Annotated in this window: 16 protein-coding genes; 6 read left to right on the forward strand and 10 right to left on the reverse strand. The window is 48.9% G+C overall.

The window, feature by feature from the left end:
- Positions 1-267 precede the first annotated feature (267 nt).
- Positions 268-1,206 carry a transcriptional regulator LrhA gene (gene lrhA, locus C7B16_RS08070; RefSeq protein ID WP_001516780.1) on the reverse strand — a complete coding sequence of 313 codons (939 nt, stop codon included), beginning with the start codon at positions 1,204-1,206 and terminating at the stop codon, positions 268-270.
- 934 nt (positions 1,207-2,140) lie between these two features.
- Between lrhA and alaA the strand changes: the two genes are divergently transcribed.
- Both alaA and yfbR read left to right on the forward strand, forming a co-directional pair.
- Positions 2,141-3,358, forward strand: coding sequence for an alanine transaminase AlaA (alaA, locus tag C7B16_RS08075; RefSeq protein ID WP_000074519.1), 1,218 nt, complete (start codon positions 2,141-2,143; stop codon positions 3,356-3,358).
- Between the two features lie 83 nt (positions 3,359-3,441).
- A complete protein-coding gene (gene yfbR, locus C7B16_RS08080) occupies positions 3,442-4,041 on the forward strand; it encodes a 5'-deoxynucleotidase (protein WP_000813873.1) in 600 nt (199 codons plus the stop codon).
- 70 nt (positions 4,042-4,111) lie between these two features.
- Here yfbR and C7B16_RS08085 read toward each other — a convergent pair whose 3' ends face one another.
- From C7B16_RS08085 to yfbV, 4 genes are all read right to left on the reverse strand, one after another.
- Entirely contained in the window at positions 4,112-5,944 is a 1,833-nt protein-coding gene (locus C7B16_RS08085) for an SLC13 family permease (protein ID WP_105276151.1), read from the reverse strand.
- Between the two features lie 86 nt (positions 5,945-6,030).
- The gene (gene hxpA / locus C7B16_RS08090; protein ID WP_001203379.1) at positions 6,031-6,681 is read right to left on the reverse strand and encodes a hexitol phosphatase HxpA; all 651 of its coding nucleotides are present in this window, start codon (positions 6,679-6,681) and stop codon (positions 6,031-6,033) included.
- A 10-nt stretch (positions 6,682-6,691) separates the two neighbouring features.
- On the reverse strand, positions 6,692-7,186 hold the full coding sequence (locus C7B16_RS08095) for a YfbU family protein (RefSeq protein WP_000426118.1): 495 nt from the start codon (positions 7,184-7,186) through the stop codon (positions 6,692-6,694).
- Between the two features lie 83 nt (positions 7,187-7,269).
- Positions 7,270-7,725, reverse strand: a complete 456-nt coding sequence (yfbV, locus tag C7B16_RS08100; protein ID WP_000106629.1) for a terminus macrodomain insulation protein YfbV — start codon at positions 7,723-7,725, stop codon at positions 7,270-7,272.
- A gap of 337 nt (positions 7,726-8,062) precedes the next feature.
- On the opposite strand from yfbV, the gene ackA reads away from it, so the two are divergent.
- From ackA to yfcC, 3 genes are all read left to right on the forward strand, one after another.
- On the forward strand, positions 8,063-9,265 hold the full coding sequence (ackA, locus tag C7B16_RS08105; protein WP_000095712.1) for an acetate kinase: 1,203 nt from the start codon (positions 8,063-8,065) through the stop codon (positions 9,263-9,265).
- Between the two features lie 74 nt (positions 9,266-9,339).
- Positions 9,340-11,484 (forward strand): phosphate acetyltransferase, encoded by a 2,145-nt coding sequence (gene pta / locus C7B16_RS08110; RefSeq protein ID WP_000086737.1) that lies wholly within the window; start codon positions 9,340-9,342, stop codon positions 11,482-11,484.
- A 189-nt stretch (positions 11,485-11,673) separates the two neighbouring features.
- Positions 11,674-13,194 (forward strand): putative basic amino acid antiporter YfcC, encoded by a 1,521-nt coding sequence (gene yfcC, locus C7B16_RS08115; protein ID WP_032141354.1) that lies wholly within the window; start codon positions 11,674-11,676, stop codon positions 13,192-13,194.
- 40 nt (positions 13,195-13,234) lie between these two features.
- Here yfcC and C7B16_RS08120 read toward each other — a convergent pair whose 3' ends face one another.
- The 5 genes from C7B16_RS08120 to C7B16_RS08140 all read right to left on the reverse strand — a co-directional run bounded on the left by C7B16_RS08120 (position 13,235) and on the right by C7B16_RS08140 (position 17,214).
- Positions 13,235-14,188: a transketolase family protein gene (locus tag C7B16_RS08120; protein ID WP_000593041.1), complete on the reverse strand. Its 954-nt coding sequence runs from the start codon at positions 14,186-14,188 to the stop codon at positions 13,235-13,237.
- The gene (locus C7B16_RS08125) at positions 14,181-15,011 is read right to left on the reverse strand and encodes a transketolase (protein ID WP_001101102.1); all 831 of its coding nucleotides are present in this window, start codon (positions 15,009-15,011) and stop codon (positions 14,181-14,183) included. Before C7B16_RS08125 ends, C7B16_RS08120 begins: the two co-directional genes overlap by 8 nt.
- On the reverse strand, positions 15,008-16,396 hold the full coding sequence (locus C7B16_RS08130) for a PTS ascorbate transporter subunit IIC (protein WP_001516785.1): 1,389 nt from the start codon (positions 16,394-16,396) through the stop codon (positions 15,008-15,010). The genes C7B16_RS08125 and C7B16_RS08130 overlap by 4 nt, the downstream gene beginning before the upstream one ends.
- Before the next feature lie 22 nt (positions 16,397-16,418).
- Positions 16,419-16,691, reverse strand: coding sequence for a PTS sugar transporter subunit IIB (locus C7B16_RS08135; protein ID WP_000699821.1), 273 nt, complete (start codon positions 16,689-16,691; stop codon positions 16,419-16,421).
- A 79-nt stretch (positions 16,692-16,770) separates the two neighbouring features.
- Positions 16,771-17,214 (reverse strand): PTS sugar transporter subunit IIA, encoded by a 444-nt coding sequence (locus tag C7B16_RS08140; protein WP_000935564.1) that lies wholly within the window; start codon positions 17,212-17,214, stop codon positions 16,771-16,773.
- 251 nt (positions 17,215-17,465) lie between these two features.
- Here C7B16_RS08140 and C7B16_RS08145 point away from each other — a divergent pair, with 251 nt between their 5' ends.
- Positions 17,466-18,485 carry a LacI family DNA-binding transcriptional regulator gene (locus C7B16_RS08145; RefSeq protein ID WP_001516786.1) on the forward strand — a complete coding sequence of 340 codons (1,020 nt, stop codon included), beginning with the start codon at positions 17,466-17,468 and terminating at the stop codon, positions 18,483-18,485.
- Positions 18,486-18,491 lie beyond the last annotated feature (6 nt).

Raw genomic sequence — 18,491 nt, forward strand, 5'->3', positions numbered from 1 at the left:
AGAGAGTATTTTCTTGATCTGTGACACGCTTTTGTTAATCCATAACAAAAACACAGCAATAATTTTACTCATTTTTTAACATTATTGTAGCAGGAGATTTTTTTCAGGCGATTTTTTGTTCGTTAGCGTGGGGAATGGCTGGTGATTGAAAAATGAACATTTTTGTTCGTTGTCGGGAACATTCGTAAGGTTTTATTGTAAAAAAAAGCCACTGGCGTTTTATTAATCACCAATGGCGTTTTTTACTGAATTGTTATTGCCTGGAGATTATTCGTAATCCCCTTCAATCAACAGGGAATCGTCCCCTTCCTGAGCAGTCAACGGGTTGTATTGCCACGGGTTGTGATAACTCTCCATGGCCTGGTATATCACCTGCGCCAACTCATTGTCGCAGGACGGATCATAGCACAGCAAATATTCGGTATCTGGTAGTGGTGGTAAACCATCTACCGCACTCAAAACGCGCAGGTCAGGACTCATCATCTCAACCGGTCTTGCCGTCACACCAAGGCCCGCTTTTACTGCAGCACGAACCGCCGGTAGCGTAGAGGCGACATAAGCCAGACGCCAGGGAATATCCGCTTTATTGAGCGTTGCCAGAACCATGTCACGGAACGGACTAGGATCATCCAGCAGCACAAGAGGGATCGGTTCACCTTTTTGCAATACATATTCCGCAGCGCAATACCAGTGTGTTGGAGAAGTACGCAGATTCAACGCCTTAAAGGTATCAGGACGATGAGTGGTAACCATTAAATCCACTTCCTGGGACTTCAGCATTTCTGCCATATAGGCATTGCGCTTAACGCGGACATCCAGCGCAAGTTTCGGATAAACCGAGCTTACGCGATTGAGCAGGAAAGGTAAGATCGTATCAGCAGATTCATCTGAAGCACCGATAGTTAACACGCCCTGAAGATTACTGAACATCAATGATGAGCAAGCCTCATCATTGAAACGCAGGATTTTCCTGGCGTAGCCAAGAAGCTGAATACCATGTTCAGTCAACAGTTTGTTGCGACCATGCCGAGCGAACAGTTCTTTCCCAACGAGTTGTTCCAGACGTTGCATTTGCTGACTAACAGCGGACTGAGTACGACACACAGCGGAAGCTGCGGCAGCAAAAGTGTTCAGATCGGCAACAGCAACAAATGTTCTCAGCAGATCGAGGTCGAGGTTAATTATCGGACGATTTGCACTTATCATATATTATCACTTACTGGCGGCTCATACTGAGCTGGTTAATGCTGTGCACACACAAACAAGCAATTCCATTTGTAATGTGCCTCCCTGGCAGTTTCATCCGGAACCCGGACGAAAGTAAAAATGCATATGAGTTGCACTAAAAAATGTGGCTCACATTGTTCCGTTATAATGCCTGAAGTAGATCACAGAATATATCTTCAGGAATCGCATATCTATTAAGTTACTCACTCTTTTCTATTTATGACATGCGCGAGTTTGTGTAAATGTAAATGTAAATGTAAATGTTGGTCCTTGCTCCACTCTCTCGCAACGGTGCGGCTCGAACATGAGCGCGAACAAATAGCGAGAGTAAGCCTGCATCAAAGCAGGTGTTCCGTCATTAAAGCAAGCATTTTACCCTAAAAACCTTTTATTTATAAGGGTCATTGCGAATTATCTGATGCAAAGTTATGTTATGTTAGGCAAAGTAATCTTCTATTATTAATATGCACAACAAAGTCTTTTTGAATATTAAATAATAATTAATTAGCACCACCTGCATACATTAATTCCTCTTAACAATAATTTCCTCCGTCACCACCTATATGCCCCACCGGCGATCACTACTCTGTTAATGTTTCACTTATAACGAAAATATCATGAATGCTTTATGTTCGTGATTTCTTAAGCCGAAGAAATTTTACACATTTATCTAACAGGTAAAAAAACCACATCCTGAATTAATACACAGAATAAATCACTACTAAATCTCATTTATTAAGTATATGCATCTTATTATTTAACGATTATTAAGTTATTAACAGCACAATTCCGCTTTCTCTCCTGGCAAAATCTTGTTCTGCAGAACTTCAAAACGCCGCCTCGGGGGAGTACATTGTTCTAAGCTGACTTCCACGGCAGGGAGTGGCGATAACAGCAAAAAAGGTCAAGATTCATGTCACCCATTGAAAAATCCAGCAAATTAGAGAATGTCTGTTATGACATCCGTGGTCCGGTGCTGAAAGAAGCAAAACGCCTGGAAGAAGAAGGTAATAAGGTATTGAAACTGAACATCGGCAACCCAGCCCCGTTCGGTTTTGACGCTCCCGATGAGATTCTGGTTGACGTGATACGCAACCTCCCGACAGCTCAGGGTTATTGCGATTCAAAAGGCCTCTATTCTGCGCGTAAGGCTATCATGCAGCATTACCAGGCACGTGGCATGCGTGATGTTACCGTGGAAGATATTTACATCGGAAATGGTGTATCGGAGCTTATCGTTCAGGCAATGCAAGCATTGCTGAACAGTGGGGATGAGATGTTGGTTCCTGCACCTGATTACCCGCTATGGACAGCGGCAGTTTCGCTCTCAGGCGGTAAAGCGGTGCACTATCTTTGCGATGAATCCTCTGACTGGTTCCCGGATCTCGATGACATTCGCGCCAAAATTACGCCACGCACGCGCGGCATTGTTATTATCAACCCGAACAACCCAACAGGCGCGGTTTATTCCAAAGAGCTATTAATGGAGATTGTGGAGATTGCGCGTCAGCATAACCTCATTATCTTCGCTGATGAAATTTACGATAAAATCCTCTACGACGACGCCGAGCATCACTCGATCGCGCCGTTGGCTCCTGACCTGCTGACCATTACCTTTAACGGGCTGTCGAAAACGTATCGTGTTGCGGGATTCCGCCAGGGCTGGATGGTGCTGAACGGGCCGAAAAAACACGCCAAAGGTTATATCGAAGGTCTGGAAATGCTGGCCTCAATGCGGCTGTGCGCCAACGTTCCCGCGCAACACGCGATACAGACAGCGCTGGGCGGCTATCAGAGCATCAGCGAGTTTATCATGCCAGGCGGGCGTCTTTACGAGCAGCGTAACCGTGCGTGGGAGTTGATTAATGATATTCCTGGCGTTTCCTGCGTAAAACCTCGCGGCGCGCTATACATGTTCCCGAAAATAGACGCCAAACGCTTTAATATTCACGACGACCAGAAAATGGTGCTGGATTTCCTGTTGCAGGAAAAAGTTCTGCTGGTACAGGGAACCGCATTTAACTGGCCGTGGCCGGATCACTTCCGCATTGTCACGCTGCCGCGTGTTGATGATATCGAACTGTCCTTGAGCAAGTTCGCTCGTTTCCTTTCTGGTTATCATCAGTTGTAATCTTAAATTCACTGCCGGAGATTGCATCCGGCAGTGTTATCCCCCCACAATGACCTCATGATGCCATCACTCGTAAGGTCGCTATGAAACAGAGCCATTTTTTTGCCCACCTCTCCCGCCTGAAGCTCATTAACCGCTGGCCGTTGATGCGTAACGTGCGGACTGAAAATGTGTCCGAACACAGTTTGCAGGTAGCGATGGTCGCCCATGCGCTGGCAGCCATCAAGAATCGCAAATTTGGCGGCCAGGTTAATGAAGAACGTATCGCGTTGCTGGCGATGTACCACGATGCCTCTGAAGTGCTCACTGGTGATCTTCCTACTCCGGTGAAATACTTCAACTCGCAAATCGCCCAGGAATATAAAGCCATTGAGAAAATCGCTCAGCAAAAACTGGTCGATATGGTTCCGGAGGAGTTGCGGGATATTTTTGCACCATTAATCGATGAACATGCGTATAGCGATGAAGAAAAGTCGCTGGTTAAACAGGCAGATGCGCTGTGTGCGTATCTGAAATGCCTGGAGGAACTCGCAGCCGGCAATAATGAGTTCTTACTGGCAAAAACGCGGCTGGAAACGACGCTTGAATCGCGCCGCAGTCAGGAGATGGACTACTTTATGGAAGTGTTTGTTCCCAGCTTCCATCTGTCTCTCGATGAGATTAGCCAGGATTCACCGCTGTAAGCCGACGTAGGCCTGATAAGACGCGCCAGCGTCGCATCAGGCCTACGTCGGTGGCGACATCAGGAGCTCGTCAAAACGGAAACAGCATCGGGATCATCACCACGCAAACCGCCATCACAATAATGGTAAACGGAACCCCCAGCTTCACAAAATCACTGAAGCTGTAATTCCCCGGCCCTAAAACCAATGTGTTAACGGGTGAAGAGACTGGTGTCATAAAGGCAGCGGATGCTGCCATCGCCACTACCATGGCAAAAGGGTAAGGCGATACGCCCATAGTTTTGGCAGCAGCCAGCGCAATCGGGGCCATCAACACCGCCGTCGCAGTGTTAGAGATAAACAAGCCTATAACCGCCGACAAGACAAACAAACAGACCAGCATCATATGCGGCCCGTAACCACCGCCAATATCCATTAATCCTTTCACCGCCAGCGCGACGCCACCGGTTTTTTGCAATGCCACAGCAAACGGCATCATCCCAACGATCAAAATAATGCTCGGCCAGTGAATAGACTTATAGGCGCTTTCAGCATCGATACAGCGGAATTTGCCCATCAGCAGGCAGGCAATGATAGCCGCAACTGGATTAGGAATTTCATCGGTCAACATTAACGCCACCATCAACACCAGGCAGAAAATGGCATGGGGTGCCTGACTGTGAGCGGGCGATGCTTCACTCACCTCTTCCGGTAAGTTTAACGCCACAAAGTCGCGGCCTTGTTTTGCCAACATACCGATAAGCTTCCAGTTACCGACCACCAGAATAATGTCACCCAACAGCAGAGGCTCATCCGCCAGCGAACCTTCCAGCGCCACACCGTTGCGTTTCAGCCCCACCACATTTAGTCCGTAGCGGGTACGAAAGCCAATTTCACGCACCGATTTGCCAATAAGCTCTGACTCGGGAATTAATGAAATTTCTGCCATACCGACATCAAGAGCCTGATCGGAAAAATACTCGCCGCGCAAAACCATCGGCTCCAGCAATTGTTCACTACAAAATTGACGGAGATCGACGTCAGCCGCAGACATATCAATAAGCAAAACGTCACGCGCGCGGAATTCAGACACCCCGTTCACGTTCACGATAACGCGACGAAAACGCCGCCAGCGTTCAACACCAATGACGTTTGCGCCATAACGTTCACGCAATTTGAGATCGTCCAGTCGTTGGCCAATCATCGGTGAACCGGGACGAATAGCCAGACGACGCGCACGCCCAGTAAGACGGTATTCACGAATGAGATCGCGGAAGGTGCGACGCGTCCAGCCTTCGCGCTGCGGAGCCTGGGTATCCCCTTTTAGCATAAAGCGCATCACTAGCATGTATAAAATGCCAAGTATCAATACGACCAGGCCGATAGGGGTTACGCTAAAGAAACTGAAACCATGATAGCCTTCACGTAGCAGCTCACTGTTCACCACCAGGTTAGGCGGCGTCGCCACCAGCGTCATCATGCCGCTTATCAGTCCGGCAAAACTCAATGGCATCATCAGGCGCGACGGCGACGTCTGCATACGCATAGCAACACTTAACACAACAGGAATAAAGATAGCGACGACGCCGGTTGAACTCATAAACGCGCCAAGACCGGCAACTGTCAGCATCAGTAAAACCAACATTTTGATTTCACTGCTGCCCGCAACTTTGACCAGCCATGTCCCCATCACGGTTGCAACGCCTGTACGAACTAAACCATCGCCAATAATAAACAGGGCGGCGATCAGCACAACGTTAGGATCGGAAAAGCCGGAAAAGACTTCGGTGATAGTCAGCGTACCGCTTAATGCAAACGCGACAATGACAAACAAAGCGACAGCATCCATACGCACTCTGCCCGTCGCAAACAAGACTATCGCAATCGCCAGCAATGAGAGAACCCAAATCAATTCACCGTTCACAACGTATCCTTGTTAATTGAGGGGGATGGTTTGATTCTGCCACAAAAAAGCCCCGTCGGGACGGGGCTAAATCATGATCTGGCGTTTCACGCAATAATAACGTCACCATTTGGCTGTTTGGTCACGGTAATTTGCTCCAGACTATGAAGGACCAAATCTACCTCATTCAGACGCGGGGTGTCTGCCGGTGCATTAACAGCAATAACATGGCAACCTGCCGCCAGACCAGAAAGCAAGCCAGCGGGAGCATCTTCCACTACCACACATTCCTGCGGCGCAAGCCCCAGCAGTTGCGCGCCTAACAGATACGCATCCGGCTCAGGTTTTCCACGCTTAACCCGTTCAGCGGTAACAAACACCTCCGGCGCAGGAAGTCCGGCCACTTTATGGCGCGCTCGCGCAACTGGCATAGAACCTGAAGTGACAATTGCCCACGGAATACCCGCTTTATTCAAATGATTGAGTAAAGCTATCGCCCCCGGGAGCGCGGTAATGCCTTCGGTTTCCGTGGCCTCGATTTGTTCCAGACGCGTAAACTCGGCGGCAATTTCTGCCTCGGTTTTCCCCGCCATAAAGTGACGCAGAGACGTTATTGCCTGTTTACCGTGAATAAAAGCAAGCACCTCTTCCGGCGTTAGCCCATGCCGTTTCGCCCAGTTGCTCCACGCCCGCTCTACCGCAGGCAGGGAGTCCACTAACGTACCATCAAGATCAAACAGAAAACCTTTGCACCGCACGCAGGCCTCCTCAGGCGTTAATGATTTGATTAATTTCGTTGGTACTCAAATGATACTGACGCGGGCAGGAATGCCAGACGTTCAACATGCGCTGATATTTCTCCCACATTGGTGTCTGGGCATTAAAGCCATGAGTTCCGGCGTCAAAATGCGTGTAACGCCCTTCGACATTAACCATAAAGCGTACATAACCGAGATAACGCGCTTCAGTAGCGGCGTCGAAGCCGAGGAAAGTGACACGGCGTTCATCGATAGCTTGCTGATCCTGCAAATTAGACCAGGAAACATGCAGCGCGTGATACATCTCCATAATGTCGATGATAGTGCGGCAGGTTTCTTCTTTCAGCTCGCCAAACTCGCGATCCAGCTCGCGCATCTGTAACCCATAGCCACGCTCAATGATTGTTTGCAAGCGACGGTAACGTTCAGCATTTGCCGGATCGAGCATAGTCATCATTTTGTACTGGTTAGACAAAATAAGACGTTGCGCGTTGGTCATTTCCATTGTTGACTCCTGTATCACTTTACTACGGTGAAAAAAAAGAAGGCCGATGTCTGCCTTCTTTTATATGCGTAATCAGGGATCAATTACAAATCATCAAGGAAAGTTTTATCCAGTTGTTTGAAGGCGCGCTTAAGCGTGTCAGCTAATGCCTGATAGTCAGGCTTGCCTTCTACCGGTGCTAACGCTTGCCCGGCTTCCTGCAATTTACCGCGAACTTCATAAAACCAACTCAGGATCGCTGGCGGTAATGGCGTAACGGAACGCTTGCCCAGCCACCACAATCCCTGCATCGGTAAACTCAGAGCGAACAATGCTGTAGCAACTGCCGGACCAAGCTGACCGCCCAGCGCAATCTGCCAGCAGAGAGTAAATACGGCGATCGGCGGCATAAAGCGGATCGCATAACGCGTCATCTTAATAACGCGATTTTCAACAAACACCGGGGCAAGGCGTTTTTCCAGCGGCCACGTCTTCGAGTAGTGCTGTCCCCGGCGGAACAAACTAAAAAAATTAACAGAACGATTATCCGGCGTTGACATGCTTCACCTCAACTTCACATATAAATATTCAAAAATTTGTGCAAATTCACAACTCAGCGGGACAACGTTCAAAACATTTTGTCTTCCATACCCACTATCAGGTATCCTTTAGCGGCCTGAAGGCCTAAGTAGTACATATTCATTGAGTCGTCAAATTCATATACATTATGCCATTGGCTGAAAATTACGCAAAATGGCATAGACTCAAGATATTTATTCCATCATGCAAAAAAAATTTGCAGTGCATGATGTTAATCATAAATGTCAGCGTCATCATGCGCTACGCTCTATGGCTCCCTGACGTTTTTTTAGCCACGTATCAATTATAGGTACTTCCATGTCGAGTAAGTTAGTACTGGTTCTGAACTGCGGTAGTTCTTCACTGAAATTTGCAATCATCGATGCAGTAAATGGTGAAGAGTACCTTTCTGGTTTAGCCGAATGTTTTCACCTGCCCGAAGCACGCATCAAATGGAAAATGGACGGCAATAAACAAGAAGCGGCTCTAGGTGCAGGCGCCGCTCACAGCGAAGCGCTCAACTTTATCGTTAATACTATTCTGGCACAAAAACCAGAACTTTCTGCGCAACTGACTGCTATCGGTCACCGTATCGTACACGGCGGCGAGAAGTATACCAGCTCCGTAGTGATCGATGAGTCTGTTATTCAGGGTATCAAAGATGCAGCTTCTTTTGCACCGCTGCACAACCCGGCTCACCTGATTGGTATCGAAGAAGCACTGAAATCTTTCCCGCAACTGAAAGACAAAAACGTTGCTGTGTTCGACACCGCGTTCCACCAGACTATGCCGGAAGAGTCTTACCTCTACGCCCTGCCGTACAACCTGTACAAAGAGCACGGCATTCGTCGTTACGGCGCACACGGCACCAGCCACTTCTATGTAACCCAGGAAGCGGCGAAAATGCTGAACAAACCGGTAGAAGAGCTGAACATCATCACCTGCCACCTGGGCAACGGTGGTTCCGTTTCTGCTATCCGCAACGGCAAATGCGTTGACACCTCTATGGGTCTGACCCCGCTGGAAGGTCTGGTAATGGGTACTCGCTCTGGCGATATCGACCCGGCTATCATCTTCCACCTGCACGACACCCTCGGCATGAGCGTTGACGCAATCAACAAAATGCTGACCAAAGAGTCTGGCCTGCTAGGTCTGACCGAAGTAACCAGCGATTGCCGCTATGTTGAAGACAACTACGCGACGAAAGAAGACGCGAAGCGCGCAATGGACGTTTACTGCCATCGCCTGGCGAAGTACATCGGTGCATACACTGCGCTGATGGATGGTCGTCTGGACGCAGTTGTATTCACCGGTGGTATCGGTGAAAATGCCGCGATGGTTCGTGAACTGTCTCTGGGCAAACTGGGCGTGCTGGGCTTTGAGGTTGATCATGAACGCAACCTGGCTGCACGTTTCGGCAAATCTGGTTTCATCAACAAAGAAGGCACCCGCCCTGCTGTTGTGATCCCGACCAACGAAGAGCTGGTTATCGCGCAAGACGCCTGCCGCCTGACCGCCTGATTCCACACCGCCAGCCCTGCTGGCGGTGCTGTTTTGTAACCCGCCAAACTGGCGGTAACGAAAGAGGATAAACCGTGTCCCGTATTATTATGCTGATCCCTACCGGAACCAGCGTCGGTCTGACCAGCGTCAGTCTTGGCGTGATCCGTGCAATGGAACGCAAAGGCGTTCGTCTGAGCGTTTTTAAACCTATCGCTCAGCCGCGTACCGGTGGCGATGCGCCCGATCAGACAACGACTATCGTGCGTGCGAGTTCTTCCACCACGACAGCCGCTGAACCGCTGAAAATGAGTTACGTTGAAGGTCTGCTTTCCAGCAATAAGAAAGATGTGCTGATGGAAGAGATCGTCGCGAACTACCACGCCAACACCAAAGATGCCGAAGTGGTTCTGGTTGAAGGTCTGGTCCCGACACGTAAGCACCAGTTTGCCCAGTCTCTGAACTACGAAATCGCCAAAACGCTGAACGCGGAAATCGTCTTCGTTATGTCTCAGGGCACAGATACCCCGGAGCAGTTGAAAGAGCGTATCGAACTGACTCGCAACAGCTTCGGCGGTGCAAAAAACACCAATATCACTGGCGTTATCGTTAACAAACTGAATGCTCCGGTTGATGAGCAGGGTCGTACTCGCCCGGATCTGTCTGAGATTTTCGATGACTCTTCCAAAGCGAAAGTCAACAATGTTGATCCGGCGAAGCTGCAAGACTCCAGCCCGCTGCCGGTTCTCGGCGCTGTGCCGTGGAGCTTTGATCTGATCGCAACTCGTGCGATCGATATGGCACGCCACCTGAACGCCACCATCATCAACGAAGGCGACATCAACACTCGCCGCGTGAAATCTGTGACTTTCTGCGCACGCAGCATTCCGCACATGCTGGAGCACTTCCGTGCCGGCTCTCTGCTGGTGACTTCCGCAGACCGTCCTGACGTACTGGTTGCCGCTTGTCTGGCTGCAATGAACGGCGTAGAAATCGGTGCTCTGCTGCTGACTGGCGGCTATGAAATGGACGCGCGCATTTCTAAACTGTGCGAACGTGCTTTCGCTACCGGCCTGCCGGTATTCATGGTGAACACCAACACCTGGCAAACCTCTCTGAGCCTGCAAAGCTTCAACCTGGAAGTTCCGGTTGACGATCACGAGCGCATCGAGAAAGTTCAGGAATACGTTGCTAACTACATCAACGCTGACTGGATCGATTCCCTGACTGCAACTTCCGAACGCAGCCGTCGTCTGTCTCCGCCAGCGTTCCGTTATCAACTGACCGAACTGGCACGCAAAGCAGGCAAACGTATCGTTCTGCCGGAAGGCGACGAACCGCGTACCGTTAAAGCAGCCGCTATCTGTGCCGAACGTGGTATCGCAACGTGCGTACTGCTGGGTAACCCGGCAGAGATCAACCGCGTTGCAGCGTCTCAGGGCGTAGAACTGGGCGCAGGCATTGAAATCGTTGATCCAGAAGTGGTTCGCGAAAACTATGTTGCTCGTCTGGTCGAACTGCGTAAGAACAAAGGCATGACCGAAACTGTTGCACGCGAACAGTTGGAAGACAACGTGGTTCTCGGCACGCTGATGCTGGAACAGGATGAAGTTGATGGTCTGGTTTCCGGTGCTGTTCACACCACCGCAAACACCATCCGTCCGCCGCTGCAGTTGATCAAAACTGCACCGGGCAGCTCTCTGGTATCTTCCGTGTTCTTCATGCTGCTGCCGGAGCAGGTTTACGTTTACGGTGACTGCGCGATCAACCCGGATCCGACCGCAGAACAACTGGCTGAAATCGCAATTCAGTCTGCTGATTCCGCCGCTGCTTTCGGTATCGAACCGCGCGTGGCTATGCTCTCCTACTCCACCGGTACTTCTGGTGCAGGTAGTGACGTAGAGAAAGTTCGCGAAGCAACTCGTCTGGCTCAGGAAAAACGTCCTGACCTGATGATCGACGGTCCTCTGCAGTACGACGCTGCGGTAATGGCTGACGTTGCGAAATCTAAAGCGCCGAACTCTCCGGTTGCAGGTCGCGCTACCGTGTTCATCTTCCCGGATCTGAACACCGGTAACACCACTTACAAAGCGGTACAGCGTTCTGCCGACCTGATCTCCATCGGGCCGATGCTGCAGGGTATGCGCAAGCCGGTTAACGACCTGTCCCGTGGCGCACTGGTTGACGATATCGTCTATACCATCGCACTGACCGCGATTCAGTCTGCACAGCAGCAGTAATCTCGTCATTATCCGCAGCCATGCGCTGCGGATATCTGAACCGGAAATAGTCACTATTTCCGGTTTTTTATTCTCTTAATTTGCATTACTCCTTTCTGATTATCTTGCTTAACTGCGCTGCATCAATGAATTGCGCCATCTCACTTTGCATACTTACCACTTTGTCTTGTGCAAGGGAAAATTTGCGCTATGTCCGCAATAACTGAATCCAAACCAACCAGAAGATGGGCAATGCCCGATACGTTGGTGATTATCTTTTTTGTTGCTATTTTAACCAGTCTCGCCACCTGGGTTGTTCCGGTGGGAATGTTTGACAGTCAGGAAGTGCAATATCAGGTTGATGGTCAGACGAAGACTCGCAAAGTTGTAGATCCTCACTCATTTCGCATTCTGACCAACGAGGCAGGCGAACCCGAGTATCACCGAGTACAACTGTTCACGACGGGAGATGAACGCCCTGGTTTGATGAACTTCCCGTTTGAAGGGCTAACCTCTGGCTCGAAATATGGGACAGCCGTTGGCATCATCATGTTTATGCTGGTGATTGGCGGCGCGTTTGGTATCGTGATGCGCACAGGAACCATTGATAACGGGATTCTCGCGCTTATCCGCCACACTCGAGGGAATGAAATTCTTTTCATTCCGGCACTGTTTATTCTCTTTTCACTCGGCGGTGCGGTATTTGGCATGGGGGAAGAGGCCGTCGCCTTTGCCATCATCATTGCCCCACTAATGGTACGCCTGGGTTACGACAGTATTACCACCGTCCTGGTAACCTACATCGCAACGCAAATCGGTTTTGCCAGCTCGTGGATGAACCCGTTCTGCGTGGTTGTCGCCCAGGGGATTGCTGGCGTTCCTGTCCTTTCCGGCTCCGGGTTGCGCATTGTGGTGTGGGTTATCGCCACTCTGATTGGCCTCATCTTTACCATGGTGTACGCCTCACGGGTGAAAAAGAATCCTTTGTTGTCACGCGTGCATGATTCCGATCGCTTCTTCCGCGAAAAACAAGCTGATGTTGAACAGCGGCCGTTCACTTTCGGTGACTGGCTGGTATTGATTGTCCTGACCGCCGTCATGATCTGGGTGATTTGGGGCGTGATCGTTAACGCCTGGTTTATTCCAGAGATTGCCAGCCAGTTCTTCACTATGGGTCTGGTGATTGGCATCATCGGCGTTGCCTTCCGCCTTAACGGTATGACCGTTAACACCATGGCCTCGTCATTTACCGAAGGGGCGAGAATGATGATTGCTCCTGCACTGCTGGTCGGTTTTGCCAAAGGGATTTTACTGCTGGTTGGCAATGGCGAAGCGGGTGATGCCAGCGTGCTGAATACTATTCTCAATAGCATTGCCAATGCCATTAGCGGCCTGGATAACGCGGTCGCGGCCTGGTTTATGCTGCTCTTCCAGGCGGTATTCAATTTCTTTGTGACATCCGGTTCTGGTCAGGCAGCGTTAACCATGCCTTTACTGGCACCGCTTGGCGATCTGGTTGGCGTTAACCGTCAGGTTACCGTGCTGGCGTTCCAGTTTGGCGATGGCTTCAGCCATATCATTTACCCGACCTCGGCTTCGTTAATGGCGACGCTCGGTGTTTGCCGGGTAGATTTCCGTAACTGGCTGAAAGTGGGTGCAACACTGCTTGGACTGCTGTTTATTATGTCCAGCGTCGTGGTGATAGGCGCTCAGTTAATGGGTTACCATTAAGTCAATAATCCCCTTGCCAGTCTCTGGCAAGGGGAACTGATTACAATAGCTCTCTGGCTGCCGCCACAATATCATGCGCGGTTAACCCGTACTCTCTCTGTAAAAAGTCCTGAGTTCCAACCTGACCATAACGCTCCTTCACGCCCACGCGACGCATTGGTATTGGGCAACTTTCGACTAATACCTCGGCAACGGCTGACCCTAGCCCATTGTGAATACTATGGTTTTCACAGGTCACAATACGCCCCGTTTTCTCGGCATAATTTTTAATCAACATTCGGTCAACAGGTTTAAGAGTAAACATATCAATTACTGCCGCACTTACACCGCTCTGTTCCAGTTGACGTGCGGCCTCCAGGGCTTCAGCCACCATAATGCCATTAGCAATCAGCGTGATGTCAGTACCTTCACGCAGTACATTGCCTTTACCAATAGAGAAGGTTGTCCCAGGAGAATAAATACTTGTCGCTTGCTTACGGATCGTACGAACCCAGTAAAACCCATCAAGCTCTACAAGCTGGCGTAAAATATCACTAAACATCACCGCATCGGTCATCTCCATCACCACCGAATGCGCCAGCCCACGCACAATTCCCATATCTTCAAATGACATATGTGTCCCGCCATTGTGGCAAGCGGTAACACCCGCATCAGAAGCAATCACTTTGACATTAGCACGCTGGTAATCAAGCGACATAAAGAGCTGATCAAAACAGCGACGACTGGCAAATGCGGTAAAGGTATGCACGAATGGCTTGCGCCCGGTTAAGGCCAGCCCTGCAGCAGTGCCGATAACATTAGCTTCCATAATGCCGCAATTAATGACGTACTGTGGATAATCCCGCGCCACGCTGTCCATTGCCATGGAACTCATTAAATCAGCCTCAAGGGCAATGACAGAATTACCGTTTTCAATCTGTTGCGCAATAAAGCCTGCATAAATTTTGCGCATCTCGATGCTGTCTTTTTGTCCTGCCGGTGCGAGCTTAATCATGCATGGCCTCCAGTTGGCGAATTGTTTCGTTTAGCATCTCCTTCATTTCTTCCGTGAGGCGTAAATGATGAGAATTACTGAGTTGCTCAAGACACGCTACCCCCTGCCCTTTGATACTATCGAGAATGACTACTCTCGGTCTGGCCTCGGCTGGTAGAACAGGTTTAACTACATTCAACAACCCCTCAATATCATCGCCCTTCACTGTCACGACATCAAAACCGAAAGCGCGAAATTTTCCTTCTAAATCAAATGGATTAATAATTTCATCCAGTTCGCCATCAAGCTGCTGTTTGTTCCAGTCCACAAACACAGTGAGATTATTCAAACGATGATGAGCAATAAACTGGAAGGCTTCCCAACATTGGCCTTCGTTAAGTTCACCATCGCCAACAATACAAAAAACCCGATTCTTGCGCCCCGCCAGTTTATGCGACAGCGCCATCCCTCCTGCAATGGATATCCCCTGCCCCAGCGATCCTGTAGTGGCATCAACACCACGCGTTTTTAGCCGATCCGGATGACTTGGTAAGCGTGTTCCGTTCTGATTTAAGGTGCTTAATTCTTCCAGTGGAAAATAACCTTTCAGCGCCAGAGTACTGTAGAGCGCAGGTCCGGCATGCCCTTTTGACAATACAAAATAGTCACGATCAGGCCAGTCGGGATCAGCAGGATCAATTTTCATCACCGCGCCATAAAGAACTGCCAGCGTTTCCACAACAGACATGCTGCCACCATAATGACCAAAGCCAAGATGAGTTAATGATTTAAGCGTCTGGATACGAATATCCCGTGCAAGTTGTGTCACTTCTTTAACATTCATGATTTGGCTCCGCTCTTCTCCTGCACTTTGGCAGCGAGTTTGTTATTGGCGAAAATGTTCCAGGCAACCAGCAGCACAAATAGCGCTACTACAAGTCCGGTTATGGCAAAAGGCGAGAGATAACGCGCCAGGTTCCCGAGAACGATGCCGACAGCACCAAAATCCGCATCGGAAAAGGTCGTATTTGCAAAGCCTATCGCCCCCAGAACTGGCAATAACAGCACTGGCAGGAAGGTAATCAATAAACCATTCGCAAAAGCACCAATCATCGCGCCGCGACGCCCACCCGTAGCATTACCAAATACACCCGCAGTTGCTCCGGTGAAGAAGTGAGGAACGACACCAGGAAGAATCAGCACCAGTTTCATCTGTCCCAACAAAAATAGCCCCACCAAACCACCAAGAAAGCTAAATAAGAAGCCAACTAACACTGCATTTGGCGCATACGGATACACAACCGGACAATCGAGGGCGGGACGCGCATTCGGCACCAGCTTTTCTGAAAATCCGGTAAATGCCGGAACAATTTCAGCAAGGATTAAACGCACACCTTGCAGAATGATAAATACGCCTGCGGCGAAGGTGATGGCCATAATAATGGCGTAGACAAGGTAGTTTTGACCGCCACTAAACTGGCTTTCAACGTACTCGCGCCCCGCACTGATCGCCATGATCAGATAAATCACCATCATCGTAAGGGAAATAGAGATGGAGCTATCGCGCAGGAAGCTCAGATTTTTGGGCAAATTCATCTCTTCGGTGGAACGCGAACCTTTACCGCACATGCTGCCAATCCAGCCAGAGAGTACATACCCCAAAGTACCAAAGTGACCAAAAGCGATTTCATCATTCCCGGTAATACGCCTCATGTAACGTTGTGCTAACGCAGGGAAAAACGCCATCACTAATCCCAGAATAAGAGAACCGGTAAATACCAGTGATATACCTTCAAAACCAGCCACTGTCAGAATCACACCAATCATGCAGGCCATATAAAATGTGTGGTGTCCGGTAAGAAAAATATATTTCAGGCGGGTAAAGCGGGCAACAATAATATTCGCTACCATACCAAATGCCATAATAAGCGCCGTCGACGCGCCATATTTTTCCAACGCAATAGAAACAATAGCCTCATTATTCGGAATGATACCCTGAATATTAAAGGCATGTTCAAACATACTACCCAGCGGATTTAAAGAACCAACCAGAACAGTGGCACCACCGCCCAGAACAATAAATCCGAGAATGGTTTTAATTGTGCCTTTAACAACATCTGAAAATGCTTTTTTCTGAGCAACCAGACCGATTAAGGCAATCAAGCCGACCAGTACCGAGGGTACTTTGAGTATATCAACAACAAAATTCAGCGTTTCAAGGATAAACATATCCACCTCGCTTCAATTAAGGTTATTGTTTTGCGAACCAGTTACGCAGTTGCGTTTCAAGTTCATTAATATCAATGATGTTGTTGATAACCACCAACTGACTTTCCGGTACGCTGGCACTGGCGGCAATATCTTTAGCCATCACAAATAAATCGGCAGCCCCTGGCGTTGCTGATGAGAGATCGGAATGTTCCACTTCCGCTTCTATCTCCATTTTTTTCAGAACTTTTTTAATATTCATTTCGACCATAAAACTACTACCAAGCCCTGAGCCACAAATAGCCATAATTTTCATTATATTCACCATGTTAAGTTGTAGAAGTTCTCATCACGCAACGGCGTAATGTTGTGACAAGACTGAATTTTGAATGTAATTAGAATCGTGAAATTATCGTTTTTATTTCCTCCAGGTTGCGAGCCTGATGCAATTCCTGTAAATCCTTCTCACTGGAGAATAACTCAGCCAGTGCAGATATCATTTCGATATGGCTGTGTTTATCTGGCGCGGCAAGTAAAATGATGACATCTACAGGATCAAATTCCTCTGCATTAAAACTGACACCTTCTTCGAGTTTTAATAATGATAACCCCAATCCTTTTGCACCTTCTTCTGGTCGGGCATGGGGCATTGCCAGCCCAGGCGCCAGGACATAATAAGGCCCCAGTTTTTCATGTTGTGTTTTTATCGCACTGAGATAATCCGTCGTAATTATCTCCGCCTCCAGTAACGGTCTGGCACAAATATCTAATGCTTGCTGCCAGGTTGTGACATTCTTTCGTAATGCGATTGTTGAATCAGAAAGCCAGGTATTAAGCACTTGTCCTCCTCATTTTCCGTGTCAATGAGCAGACTTTAAGCAAGCAACGGCGGCATATCTGAGATCAATCTCACAAAGATAGCGCTATCAGTATGTATCATTCATATTTGTGATAGCGCTATCAAAACGGATTTCACTGATGAAATCCAAACTTCTACCAGAAATTAAGGGGTATACTCTGCTACCAACAGGAAGCCGTTGGTGATAAGTAAAAAAAGATCTCCATATGTAGTCGCTGAGCAGGATTTTGTATGGCAATAACCCGAAAACGTCGTAGTACTGGTAAAGTCACTATCGCCGATGTCGCGCAACTCGCAGGAGTTGGCACAATGACTGTATCCAGAGCGTTACGCACTCCCGAACAAGTTTCCGATAAACTGCGGGAGAAGATTGAAGCCGCAGTTAATGAATTAGGGTACATGCCCAACCTCACTGCAAGCGCGCTGGCATCGGCATCTTCGCACACGATTGCAATGGTCGTACCAAACCTGGCTGAAGCAGGATGCACGGAAATGTTTGCCGGGCTGCAACATGTACTACAACCAGCGGGGTATCAGATAATCCTGGCTGAGTCACGCCATCGTCTGGAGCAAGAAGAAAAACTGCTGGAAACTCTGCTGGCTTCTAATATCGCCGCAGCGATTTTGCTCAGTGTTGAGCATAATAATACCGTGCGTAACTGGCTCAAAAATGCCTCGATTCCCGTTATGGAAATCGGTGCCATTCGTACCGATCCGATTGATATGAACATTGGCATTGATAATGTCGCAGCAATGTTCGAACTGACGGATATGCTGGTACAACGTGGTTATCAGAATATCGGTTTGCTATGCGCCAACCAGGAACAGTGGATCTTTCAGCAGCATTTACAGGGATGGTATAAAGCTATGTTACGCCATCATATGTCTCCCAACCGTGTTATTAACGCTGCTCTGCCACCGGTTTTTTCCACCGGAGCATCACAATTACCGGAATTTTTACTCGCATGGCCGGAACTGGATGCCTTGGTATGTGTGTCAGATGAGTTGGCCTGCGGTGTTCTGTATGAATGTCAACGAAGACGCATCAAAGTACCAGACGATCTCGCCGTAGTGGGATTTGGTGACAGTGACGTTAGTAAAGTTTGCCAACCACCATTAACAACAATGGCCGTTCCTCACAGGAAAATTGGTCTGGAGGCAGGAAAGGCTTTGCTGGAACGAATTAGAGAAGGTAACTGGAGCGATCAAGTACTCATCGCTCCCAGTTTGTGTTTACGTGAAAGCTGCTGAAACTTA

It is taken from the genome of Escherichia sp. 20412-1 (genome assembly GCF_003027595.1).
In the GTDB taxonomy this organism is placed as follows: Bacteria; Pseudomonadota; Gammaproteobacteria; order Enterobacterales; family Enterobacteriaceae; genus Escherichia; species Escherichia marmotae.